The organism is Leeuwenhoekiella polynyae, from assembly GCF_004104075.1.
GTDB lineage: Bacteria > Bacteroidota > Bacteroidia > Flavobacteriales > Flavobacteriaceae > Leeuwenhoekiella > Leeuwenhoekiella polynyae.
The window spans coordinates 77,472-89,627 of sequence record NZ_QOVK01000019.1 but is presented as its reverse complement, the minus strand read 5'-3'; the positions used below and the strand labels follow the sequence as shown (position 1 = coordinate 89,627).

Sequence of the window (12,156 nt, the reverse complement as noted above, 5' to 3'; positions counted from 1 at the left end):
GATAAAACCAAAACGGTATAAATCAAAAAAGCTTGACGATAATAGAATCGTCAAGCTTTAAATTATAAATTTAATCCATCAATAATCTGTATCGTTTATTTAGGACTAGACATAAGAATTTGAATCTTATTTCAATTTCTTCTTAACAGCTACTTCATGATAGGATTCTACGATATCACCTTCTCGAATATCATTGTAGTTTTTGATTTGCATACCACAATCATAACCTTTAGCAACTTCACGCACATCATCTTTAAAGCGCTTCAGAGATGCTAGCTCTCCGGTATAAACCACCACTCCATCTCTAATTAAACGAACTCCATTATTACGAAATATTTTACCAGAAGTAACCATACAACCCGCAATGGTCCCAATTTTAGATATTTTAAATGTTTCTCTAATTTCAGCATTACCGGTAATTTCCTCCTTCATAACAGGAGAAAGCATTCCCTCCATTGCATCTTTAAGATCATTTATCGCATCGTAAATAATCGAATAAGTACGGATGTCGATTTCTTCTTTATCAGCAACTTGCCTTGCATTACCTGCAGGACGCACATTAAATCCAATGATAATAGCATCTGATGCCGAAGCAAGCAGCACATCACTTTCAGTGATTGCACCAACTCCTTTATGTATGATATTTACAACAATCTCTTCAGTAGACAATTTACCAAAACTATCTATCAAGGCTTCTACAGAACCATCAACATCACCTTTCAAAATAATATTAAGTTCTTTAAAGTCACCAAGCGCGATACGTCTACCGATCTCATCAAGCGTAATATGCTTCTGAGTTCTAACAGATTGCTCCCGTTGCAGCTGTGTACGTTTATTTGCAATATCTTTAGCCTCACGCTCATCTAACATCACATTAAACTTATCACCCGCCTGAGGAGCACCGTCGAGACCTAAAATAGAAACTGGAGTCGAAGGACCCGCTTCTTTAATTTCTTTCCCACGCTCATCGTGCATCGCTTTTACTTTACCGCTATTTGTACCGGCAAGAACATAATCTCCGATTCTTAGCGTACCACCTTCAACTAGTATCGTAGACACATACCCACGACCTTTATCTAAGAAAGCTTCAACTACAGTACCGTTAGCACGTTTATCAGGATTTGCTTTAAGCTCTAATATTTCTGCTTCAAGCAATACTTTTTCTAATAATTCAGGAACACCAATTCCTGTTTTTGCTGAAATATCGTGAGATTGTATTTTACCCCCCCAATCTTCAACCAGTAAATTCATACCTGCCAGCTGCTCTTTTATCTTTTCAGGATTTGCCGTTGGCTTATCTACTTTGTTTATCGCAAAAACAATAGGCACCCCAGCGGCTTGAGCATGAGATATCGCTTCTTTAGTTTGCGGCATCACATCATCATCTGCTGCGATTACAATAATCGCAATATCTGTAACCTGAGCACCACGCGCACGCATCGCCGTGAAGGCCTCGTGACCCGGAGTATCTAAAAATGCAATTTTCTGACCGTCTTTTAAAGTAACACCATACGCACCTATGTGCTGTGTTATCCCACCACTTTCACCTGCAATAACATTTTCTTCACGTATATAATCCAGAAGTGAAGTTTTACCGTGGTCAACATGTCCCATTACCGTAACAATAGGGGCTCTTGCCTTAAGATCTTCTTCTGCATCTTCTTCTACAGCTACAGATTCTTCTATATCTGCATTCACAAAGTCTACCTCGTAACCAAATTCGTCTGCTACAATTGAAAGTGTTTCTGCATCGAGACGCTGATTCATCGTCACCATCATACCCAGCGACATACACGCAGATATAATTTGAGTTACTGAAACATCCATCATCGTTGCAACTTCACTTACCGTTACAAACTCTGTTACTTTTAATACTTTGTTATCTGCTTCTTGCTGAGCTTGCTCAGTTTCATTCTTCTGACGATGCTGATCCCTTTTATCTCTACGATATTTAGCACCTTTACCTTTACTAGATTTACCTTGAAGTTTTTCAAGTGTTTCACGCACTTGTTTTTGTACTTCTTCCTCTGTAGGCTCTTCTTTAACAACAGGAGCATTTCTACGGCTTCCGCCTCTTTGATTTCTACCTCTGTTATTATTGTTATTATTCCCTCCAGAACTAGGATTAGCTCCAGGAGATTTACTTATACGCTTACGTTTACGCTTTTTATCGTCTTTGTTAGCTACAGGCTTTTTCTTTTTCTCTGGTTTTTTAAACTGAGAAAGATCAATTTTCTGACCAGTAAAGTTAGGCCCGTCTAATTTCTTATAGTCGGTTTTTAAAACATCATCACCTAATTTTGGCTCTTCTGCCTTAGCTTCAGGAGATTTCTCTTCCTGTTCAACTTTTTTCGGTTCAGCTGTAGCAGCTTCTTTTTGCTCCTGCACAGGAGTTTTCTCAACTGATTCCGCTTTTGGAGCCGGCTTTTCTTCAACCTTCTGCTCCTTTACTGATTCAACAGCCTTTTCTGCTTTAACCACTTCCTTCTCAACCTCTGCAACAGGCTCCTCCTTTTTAACAGGAGTTTCTTTTGCTTTAGGTTTTTCAGCTTCAGGATCTTTTAGCTTTCCAGACTTATCTAAATCAATTTTACCAACCTGCTTAAATCCTTGAAGATTTGACTTAGCACGAATAACCTCCTGCTGAGGCTCACGTTCCTGACGTTTTTCTTCAATCTCTTCTTCGCGGGCTTGGCGTATAGCTTCTTTCTCCTTCTGTTTCTCCTGAGCAGCCTCTTTTGAAGCTACTTTTTTACTAGCATCAGTCTGAAATTGATCAGACAACACTCCGTAGATTTCGGCAGAGATTTTTGTGGTAGGGCGCGCCTCTATATCATGCCCCTTTTCCTTAAGAAAATCAACAGCACGATCTAGTGAAATATTAAGTTCACGCAATACCTTATTTAACCTCATGTTCTTTACTTCTGCCATAAAATGCTTTAATTCGCTATAAAATTAACCTAAAAAACCTGTACAGTCCTAGAATTATTCAAACTCTTCACGAAGAATTCTCATTACATCTGCAATGGTTTCTTCTTCAAGGTCTGTTCTTCTAACCAGATCTTCTACGTCTTGTTCTAAAATACTTTTTGCGGTATCTAAACCTATTTTTGAAAATTCGGCAATTACCCAATCTTCTATTTCATCAGAGAATTCAGAAAGTTCAACATCTTCCTCTACACCTTCTCTGTACACATCAATCTCATAACCTGTAAGCTGACCTGCCAGCCTGATGTTATGACCACCACGCCCTATAGCTTTAGAAACTTCTTCAGGCTTTAACATCACCTCTGCAGTTTTATTCTCATCATTTATTTTAATAGATGTGATTTTCGCAGGACTCAAAGCTCTAGTTATATACAGCTGCAGGTTATTAGTAAAATTGATTACATCAATATTCTCGTTACCTAACTCACGAACTATACCATGAATTCTTGAACCTTTCATACCAACGCATGCTCCTACAGGATCAATACGGTCATCATAAGAATCAACAGCAACTTTTGCCTTTTCTCCCGGTATACGAACTACTTTTTTAACTGTAATTAAACCGTCAAAAACCTCCGGAATTTCAGATTCAAACAACTTCTCTAAAAACAACGGCGAGGTACGAGACATAATAATAGCAGGCTTATTTCCTTTAAGCTCTACACTCTCTATGATACCACGTACATTTTCTCCTTTTCTAAAAAAATCTGATGGAATCTGCTTATCTTTAGGCATGATGATCTCATTACCCTCATCGTCAAGTAAAATAATTGCACGATGCCTAATGTGATGCACTTCTGCATTGTAAAGCTCTCCTTCAAGATCTTTAAACTGCTTATAGATATTCGTATTATCGTGCTCGTGGATTTTACTAATTAAATTCTGACGTAAAGCTAATATAGAGCGACGCCCTAAGTCTATCAACTTAACTTCTTCAGAAACATCTTCCCCAACTTCAAAGTCAGGCTCTATTCTACGCGCCTCTTCAAGACTAATTTCTGAATTCTCATCTTCTACTTCCCCATCTGCAACAACAACACGATTACGCCAAATCTCTAAATCCCCCTTATCAGGATTAATAATAATATCAAAATTATCATCACTTCCAAAACGTTTTTTCAACGTACTTCTAAAAACTTCCTCGAGTATTGCCATTAGCATTACTCTATCTATGAGTTTATCATCTTTAAACTCAGAAAATGATTCGATTAACGCAATATTTTCCATTGTGTGTACTTAAAATTTTATCTTAACTTTTGCTTGCTTGATGGCGTCGTATGCGACCACCTCTTCACGCTCTACAGTAACCTTACCCTTACCCACCTCTTTAGGTACGCGCTCTTTCCAAGCAAGTGTAACAGTATCATCTGCAACATTAGTAAGTTGACCAGTTATTTTTGAGCCGTCTTGAAGCTTTACCTCAAGATCTCTACCTTCATTTTTTTTGTATTGTCTTTGATTTACCAAAGGCTCTGTAGCTCCCGCAGACATTACCTCCAGAGAAAAATCTTCTTCCTCTCTATCTAAGTTATGCTCTACCTTACGACTTACATTAATGCAGTCTTGCACGGTCACACCTTCGTCACCATCAATAATAACAACAATCTCGTTATTACCTTTAATGGTCATATCTATCAAAAATAAAGAGCTGTACTCTTCAAATGCCTCCTCTAAAAGAGCTTTTACGCGTTCCTTCAACATGTTCCTATAAAAAGAGGGGACTCAATGTGTCCCCTCAATTAATTTTCTTAATTCAACACTGCAAATATAATAATATTTATCAACATATAAAATAGAACAACCTCTCTATTAAATGCTTAACTTTAATAAGCCCATTTCAAACCATATCCCTTTTAAAAACAGTTTGTTATGACAAAAAAATTACTAGTACCCACAGATTTTTCCAAGCAGGCCAATCAAGCCTTTGAAGTTGCATGCCAGCTCTCTAAACGCTATAACGCTCAATTACACCTGCTTCATTTAGTTGAATTTCCTCATACGATTTTAGAATCTGTTACCGGATCTCAAAATTTTGAACCACCAGAAGCCTTATTTTTCCTCAAGATGGCACAGAAGAATTTTCAGGAATTAAAATCGCAAGCCTTTGCCACAGGCATTGAAATTATAGATGTGGTAAAATTTAACTCTATTCATCAAGGCATCTTAGACTACGCTAAACATGAATCTATAGATACAATCATTATGGGTTCTCACGGAACCAGTGGTTTTGAAGAACTTTTTATAGGTTCTAATACTGAAAAAATTGTTAGAAATGCATCTCGCCCGGTTTTAGTGATCAAAAAGCAACACACTGATTTTAAAGTAAAAACATTAGTATTTGCCACAGACCTTGAAGATGACAATATAGAACCTCTCAAAAAAGCTATTGAATTTGCAAAGGCCGAAGACGCAAATCTTAAAGTAGTTTATATAAACACTCCTGATCGTTTTGAAACTACTGAGAAAATCACAGAACTCTTCAAAAAATTCACTGCAAAAATCAATAAAACGATTAGCAATTTTGAAATCTACAACGATCTTAAAGTAGAACGAGGTATCATGAATTATGCAAAAAATACAAATGCAGATCTAATAGCTATTGGCACTCATGGAAGAAAAGGGCTTGCTCATTTTTTTAACGGTTCCTTAAGCGAAGACCTCGTAAATCATGCAAAAAGGCCAGTGCTTACTTTTAGAATTTGATTTTATTGCAATCATCAAGAAAAGGTTAATAAATCTCTAAATAACATTCTTTTAGAATATACCAATTAAAAATAAAAGTAGCTTCAAGTCGTCAAGTTAATTCAAGACTAAGAAACATGATTGTGAGCAAAAATTGAGCTCAACAAAATACTCTAACTGTTTAAATCTGATTATTGAGCAAATAAATAAGAAGCTATGCAAACCGAAAGCAAAAACATCATCGCAAACCTATTTCAATTAATAGACCAAAATTGCAAAGACAATTCTGCCAGATCCAGAATTATTCAAAAAGCGATATTAAAAAAATTCTTTAAAGCTTCTGAAGTATTAATTACTCAAACAGAAGACATACTTCACATTACAATGAAGCCTATATTATCTAGTGCACCAGAAGCTGAATTAACTCTGGAAGTACCTCAAAAACAGATCGCTTCCTTTTTGCAAAACTGTATAAAAAACGATCCTAAAGGCTCTAGCTTTTATACAAATATGACCTATTATCTGGTATCACATTAAGAAAAAAATTTAAAACAAAAAACCCGCACTCCAACCACAAAATCTGTGGATGATTATGGTTCGACTACGGACTAACTTTAGGGTTACCTATAAGCACTCCTATCTTATCAATAGCGTATTTAGTTATGTACTAAGCCCCTAAAAGGATGCTGTAGCCAGATTCTAACCTAAAACTATTTAGTATGAAGAAATTTATTTATTTTTTACCACAATAAGACCCTTGCATAATCCAACAAGAGTCAGTCGTCTTATTTTTTTTCATTTAGACCTGAGACTTTAATTTTTTCATTTAGATTTTGGTGTTTTTGGGTCAACCCACTATTTTTCACTGTTGGACACAATATCCCTAGAATTCAGTATAAATTGTAGAAAATTGCTTCCATCAAGTTTTGTATATGCATTTTTTGCAATACTCCTATATTTTGCCACACCGCCCAGAAACCATCTTTAATACCTCCAAATGTCCGTTCTACCTTAAATCTTGTCCTGCCTATCAATTTGTTGAATTTTTTCTCCTATTGGGTCAAGGGTTTGTTTTTCTTTGCTTTTTTTTCAAGATGTGGTTTTTAGCCCAGGATCATGATTAGAATAAACAAAAGAAGGGCTTGAATTTTTAATTTACGCAAAGATTCCATCCAAGGTTTTTTTTGTTGTTGGCAGAGCGATCTTTAGCAGCTTTTTATAAGCCCCAATCTACCCTGTCATGCGCCTCATACGAAGTTTTTGGTCACACCTAGACCAATCACAATGTACATAACAGGAAATCCCTGTCCAGATCCATAGCCGGAAGTTCTATAAGGTACTCGAGGGAATAGCCTCGATGGAATCAGGTTGGGGTAAATTCAGCTCCTGTAAATAAGCTCGTATTCCGGCTTGGTCTACAAATCTTTTCATTAAGCGCATCCCGCCACGCGCCAAAGGGAGTCACCTGCTTGTTAGAATACTCAATAAGAAGATTAACCCTAATGGTAAAAGAAAACCTCCAATAAATCTAGTGAATTCCGAGAAATACCTAATACATCTAGCTTCTATTGCATAGCAGATTTAATACAAAAGGCGAGGCAAATTCAAGCCAAAAGTAGGGCAACTCCCAGGCAAAGCCTAGGCATCCCCTAGGATAGTGTATGAAGAGTGTATGAAAACCGCTTTTTAAAAGTGTAAAATTAAGATTTTATTAACAACACAGCGACTGGTTTTTTGCGGGTACATTCGGCCACACAAAAGATAATAAAAAACCCGCACTCTCTTGAGATGCGGGTTTTTAATGTAGTTGGCCTACTAGGGCTCGAACCTAGACTCTTCTGGACCAAAACCAGACGTGTTGCCAGTTACACCATAGGCCATTAACCTTTCCTTTAAAAAAAAGAATACATTCACCTGACTTGCGAATGCGGCTGCAAATTTAATATAAAGTTTTTGTTCAGCAAATATTTTTTCAGGAAAAATTTATCTGAAAAATAATTATCCAACCTAAGCGTTTAATAGCCCGTAGAATCTCGCTAAAAATCAATCAAAATCAACGCTTCACCATTTCAACGGTTTAGTTAGTCAATAAAACAGAATCCATTATCGTATTAATTCTTAAATTCGCCCGAATAGAAGCCCAAGGTTCAACCTTAGGTTTTTGCGATTAAACCAATAGTTATCGAGGCCAGCCTCGAAGCGTTAAAACCTCACTTGTGAGTTAAATTTGCCTTATGACAAACTTCAATTCCCCGAAGTATAATAAAATAGTAGGATGGTGTGCTTTTGCCATTGCACTCATCTCTTACAGTTTAACGGTAGAACCTACCGCTAGTTTTTGGGATGCAGGGGAATATATTTCTACCTCATCTAAATTAGAAATTGGTCACCCCCCAGGAGCCCCATTATACCAAATGCTGGGAGCTTTCTTCTCCATTTTTGCACCAGACAGCACTTATGTGGCACTTTGCGTAAACTTTATGTCGTGTTTAGCTTCAGCATTTACCATTTTATTTATGTGCTGGTCTATATCTTTATTACTACGCAAATTACTTAAACGCAATAAAGAAGTACTTACCTCCTCTGATGAAATGGCCGTATTGGCCGCATCATTTATTGGCGCTACAGCTTTTGCATTCACAGATAGTTTTTGGTTTAATGCAGTAGAAGCAGAAGTGTATGCCATGGCAATGTTTATGCTTTCGGCTTTATTTTATGTTGCTCTGCTTTGGGAACGCGATATGTTTAAACCACGCGGAAACCGCTGGCTAATGCTTATCTGTTTCATCATTGGTCTATCTTTTGGGGTTCACTTTATGGCATTGCTTACTATTCCCGCAATTGGCTTTCTCTATTTCTTTAAAAACTATAAAAAGATTACTATAAAAAATTTCATCATAGCAAATGTTATTGTTGTTGCTGTATTGATGTTCATTTTCAAATTCCTTTTACCTTACACACTAAGCTTTTTTGGCTACGCCGAAGTTTTCTTTGTCAACACATTTGGACTACCATTCAATAGCGGAACCATAATCGCAGGTCTTGTATTCATTGGCGTATTCTATTATTTGCTAAGCTTTACCAGAAAGAAATCATATTACCAGTTAAACACCTTAATCCTATCAATCCTATTTATATTTATTGGCTTTTCGAGCTGGCTGATGCTTCCTATTCGAGCTAATGCAGGAACGACCATTAACGAAAACAACCCGAATAACGCCCGCGAATTATTAGCCTATTACAACCGGGAACAATATCCAGAAACCCACTTGTTTTACGGACCTCAGTTTACCGAAATCTTTGGAGGCCTAGACGCTCAGAATCCATATATAGACGGAAAACCCAATTATGAAAAAGACGAAGAAAGTGGCAAATATATAATTGTAAACGAATGGAAAAACTCCGTTCAAAATTCTGAAGACCGCCACAAAGTATTTTTACCCAGAATGTGGAGTACAGATCACATCGCTAATTATATGCAATTTACCGGTCCGCTTGATTTTCAGGTAAAGCCAGAATATGCAGACAATCAAGAATTGCAACAAGCTGTAGCAAAATTCAAGTCTGATTATGCACAAGGCAGAATAGACAATGAAGGCTTTCAGTCTTTTCTTATGCGAATCAGACAGTATGTAAATGTAAATCCACCTTCTTTTGCAGACAACCTTGCATATATGTTCGATTTTCAATTCGGCTATATGTACTGGCGTTATTTTATGTGGAATTTCACCGGCCGTCAAGATGATATTCAAGGAAAATACGATGACATTCACGGGAATTGGCTAAGCGGAATCCCATTTATTGATGACGCACGTCTGGGACCACAAGAAAATCTTCCTACCGATGCATTAGACAACAAGGCCAGAAACACCTATTTCTTCCTACCGCTTATACTTGGGTTATTAGGCCTGGTTTTTCAAGCTAGTAAAGACAAAAAGAGTTTTTGGGTATTGCTGGTACTTTTTCTTTTTACGGGTATTGCCTTAAAAATCTATTTAAATGAACGTGCATTTGAACCACGCGAAAGAGATTATGCATTGGTAGGTTCATTCTATGTTTTTGCAATGTGGATAGGCTTTGGAGTATATGCTTTATATGATATGCTCAAAGAAAAGCTTAGTTCTAAAGTTGTTTTACCCGTTGTTACGGTAGTTTGTTTATTAGCTGCACCGGTAATTCTGGCTGCTCAAAACTGGGATGATCATGATCGCTCTAATAGAAAAACTGCTCTTGCAATGGCAAAAATGTACTTAGACAGCTGTGATGAAAATGCCATACTCTTTACCATAGGGGACAATGACACTTTTGCACTGTGGTATGCTCAGGAGATTGAAGGCTATCGCCGTGATGTACGCATTGTAAATACCAGTTTATTTCAAACTGCCTGGTATATAGATGATATGAAACGTAAAGCATATGAAAGCGACCCAATACCTTCTCAACTTACCCACGACAAGTATGTTGCCGGTAACAGGGATGCCGTTTTTTATAATGAATTACGTCCTAATGATACACTAGATATTAAAACCTGGATGAACTGGATTGCCAGTGATGACCCAAGAACCATGGAAGAATTGCAAAGTGGTAGCATGGTACACTCCTTCCCTACGCAGCATATTAGTATCCCTGTAGATAAGCAAAGTGTTCTAGCTAATGGAATAGTACCTCAAAAGGATGCTGACGAAATTGTACCTGAAATTGTAATCAACCTAAAAGAAAGTGTTATTTACAAAAACAGACTGCTTATGCTAGATGTTATTGCAAACAACAATTGGGAGCGTCCTATTTATTTTACCGGCGGAAGCTTTGGTGATGATGACTATCTGTGGATGAAAGACTACCTGCAACTTGATGGAGTTTGCTACAAGCTAGTACCTATTAAAACCCCTATAGATCCTAAGGCTCCTTACGACATGGGCCGAATAGATACTGACAAGTTTTATGATATTGCTACCAAGTGGTATTGGGGCAACAGTGGTGATCCTGACATTTATCACGACACCGAAACGCGCCGTAATGGGATCACCTATAGAGGAAACCTCGCACGTCTGACCGAAAAATTAATTCAGGAGCAAAAATTTGATAAAGCAAAAAATATTCTAGACTTGGCAATGGAAAAAATGCCTGTGGATATTTTTGAATACTATACGCTTCTAGAACCCTACATAAGTGGTTATTATGAAGTGGGCGAACAAGCAAAAGCCCGTAAATTATGGAACGACGTTGCAACTAAATACCAAGAAAAATTAGAGTATTGGAGTACGTTAAGCCTGGAGAAACAATACAAATATGCTCAAGACATAATTACTGATATAGAACGCTACCGAAGCCTTGTTGATCTACTCATCATCAATCAAGATCAGGAGATTATACCTGAAAAAGCCAGAGAATTCAATTCGTACTTGCGCAAATTCAGTCAATTTTATGGCGAAGATGAGACCGAGCCAGAAACCGTTGAACCTACCGAGCAGACTTTAGACTCCTCAATTGCGATACCTGCCAGCTCAGACACCACAGAGTAATGCCATTAAAAATCAACTTACCCGTAAAGACGCCTAAGCTACTTAAGCGTCTTTATTCTGGGTACGTATGGGACAAAATTAAAGACTGCCAAAGCCAAAAGAAACTTTACCTGACTTTTGATGACGGCCCCATCCCCGAAGTTACACCCTGGGTGCTAGATACACTAAGACAGTACCGTGCGCAAGCAACTTTTTTTTGCATTGGCGAAAACATCACAAAACATCCTCATATATTTCAGAAACTTATAGATAGCAAGCATAGCATAGGCAATCACACCTACAATCACTTAAAAGGCTGGGAGTACGGCAAAACTATTTATATTGAAAATATGGTGAAAGCTGAAGCCGAAATTGAGATTCACACAAAGACACAAAAGCTCTTTAGACCTCCTTACGGAAAAATCAAACGCAACCAGGCAAAAGCAATACAGAAAAGAGGTTATGAGATCATTATGTATGATGTTATTGCTTACGATTGGGAGCAAGGAATTAGTGGAGAGTCTTGCGCAGCCAATATCGTTAAAAATGCTGAATCAGGAAGTATTATCGTTTTTCATGACAGTCTCAAAGCTGAAAAAAACATGAAATACGCATTGCCTAAAGTATTAGATCACTTTAGTAAGCTAGGTTACACCTTTGAAAAACTTTAGATAAATTTTTGAACAACGTTAATGAGTGCCTGAGCATTCTGCTCACCGCTTTGACGCCATTTCATCTCACCTTTCTTGTAGATTACCAAAGTGGGTAATCCTTTTATTCGAAGTGCTTCAGCCAAGTCAGGATTTTTATCAACATCTATCTTGATGACTTTTACCTGATCTCCTAATGCTGCCGCAACATCGAGCAATATAGGCTGCATAACGACAGATCGCTTATCAGATTCAGTATAAAAACCCAACAATACCGGAATGTCCTGATCTATGAGTACTCCAAATTTTGACATAGCCCACGTTCTTTAGTTATC

At 37.5% G+C, this 12,156-nt stretch carries 8 protein-coding genes and 1 tRNA gene; 4 read left to right on the top strand and 5 right to left on the bottom strand.

The genetic code is table 11. The features are described from left to right. Window positions 1-126: 126 nt before the first annotated feature. From infB to rimP, 3 genes are read right to left on the bottom strand one after another with little or no spacing between them, the layout of a single operon-like run. Entirely contained in the window at window positions 127-2,931 is a 2,805-nt protein-coding gene (gene infB, locus DSM02_RS16140) for a translation initiation factor IF-2 (protein ID WP_128766583.1), read from the bottom strand. Between the two features lie 54 nt (window positions 2,932-2,985). Then, window positions 2,986-4,215: a transcription termination factor NusA gene (gene nusA / locus DSM02_RS16135; protein WP_128761552.1), complete on the bottom strand. Its 1,230-nt coding sequence runs from the start codon at window positions 4,213-4,215 to the stop codon at window positions 2,986-2,988. Window positions 4,216-4,224: 9 nt separating this feature from the next. Next, window positions 4,225-4,689 (bottom strand): ribosome assembly cofactor RimP, encoded by a 465-nt coding sequence (rimP, locus tag DSM02_RS16130; protein WP_128766582.1) that lies wholly within the window; start codon window positions 4,687-4,689, stop codon window positions 4,225-4,227. A gap of 168 nt (window positions 4,690-4,857) precedes the next feature. Here rimP and DSM02_RS16125 point away from each other — a divergent pair, with 168 nt between their 5' ends. Together DSM02_RS16125 and DSM02_RS16120 are read left to right on the top strand one after the other, a co-directional pair. Continuing rightward, window positions 4,858-5,691, top strand: coding sequence for a universal stress protein (locus DSM02_RS16125; protein WP_128766581.1), 834 nt, complete (start codon window positions 4,858-4,860; stop codon window positions 5,689-5,691). 195 nt (window positions 5,692-5,886) lie between these two features. Next, entirely contained in the window at window positions 5,887-6,207 is a 321-nt protein-coding gene (locus DSM02_RS16120; RefSeq protein ID WP_128766580.1) for a hypothetical protein, read from the top strand. A gap of 1,270 nt (window positions 6,208-7,477) precedes the next feature. Here DSM02_RS16120 and DSM02_RS16110 read toward each other — a convergent pair. Continuing rightward, window positions 7,478-7,550, bottom strand: a tRNA-Gln gene (locus tag DSM02_RS16110). Between the two features lie 354 nt (window positions 7,551-7,904). On the opposite strand from DSM02_RS16110, the gene DSM02_RS16105 reads away from it, so the two are divergent. After that, entirely contained in the window at window positions 7,905-11,192 is a 3,288-nt protein-coding gene (locus DSM02_RS16105; RefSeq protein WP_128766579.1) for a protein O-mannosyl-transferase family, read from the top strand. Beyond that, on the top strand, window positions 11,192-11,842 hold the full coding sequence (locus DSM02_RS16100; RefSeq protein WP_128766578.1) for a polysaccharide deacetylase family protein: 651 nt from the start codon (window positions 11,192-11,194) through the stop codon (window positions 11,840-11,842). Before DSM02_RS16105 ends, DSM02_RS16100 begins: the two co-directional genes overlap by 1 nt. Here DSM02_RS16100 and DSM02_RS16095 read toward each other — a convergent pair. After that, window positions 11,839-12,135, bottom strand: coding sequence for a thioredoxin family protein (locus DSM02_RS16095; protein WP_128766577.1), 297 nt, complete (start codon window positions 12,133-12,135; stop codon window positions 11,839-11,841). The two genes, DSM02_RS16100 and DSM02_RS16095, sit on opposite strands and share 4 nt — an antisense overlap. Between the last annotated feature and the right edge of the window lie 21 nt (window positions 12,136-12,156).

Excerpts from the sequence above, each read along its gene's own strand:
- nusA (WP_128761552.1), bottom strand. The coding sequence starts at position 4,215 with ATGGAAAATATTGCGTTAATCGAATCATTTTCTGAGTTTAAAGATGAT.
- infB (WP_128766583.1), bottom strand. The coding sequence starts at position 2,931 with ATGGCAGAAGTAAAGAACATGAGGTTAAATAAGGTATTGCGTGAACTT.
- DSM02_RS16095 (WP_128766577.1), bottom strand. The coding sequence starts at position 12,135 with ATGTCAAAATTTGGAGTACTCATAGATCAGGACATTCCGGTATTGTTG.
- DSM02_RS16120 (WP_128766580.1), top strand. The coding sequence starts at position 5,887 with ATGCAAACCGAAAGCAAAAACATCATCGCAAACCTATTTCAATTAATA.
- rimP (WP_128766582.1), bottom strand. The coding sequence starts at position 4,689 with ATGTTGAAGGAACGCGTAAAAGCTCTTTTAGAGGAGGCATTTGAAGAG.
- DSM02_RS16125 (WP_128766581.1), top strand. The coding sequence starts at position 4,858 with ATGACAAAAAAATTACTAGTACCCACAGATTTTTCCAAGCAGGCCAAT.
- DSM02_RS16105 (WP_128766579.1), top strand. The coding sequence starts at position 7,905 with ATGACAAACTTCAATTCCCCGAAGTATAATAAAATAGTAGGATGGTGT.
- DSM02_RS16100 (WP_128766578.1), top strand. The coding sequence starts at position 11,192 with ATGCCATTAAAAATCAACTTACCCGTAAAGACGCCTAAGCTACTTAAG.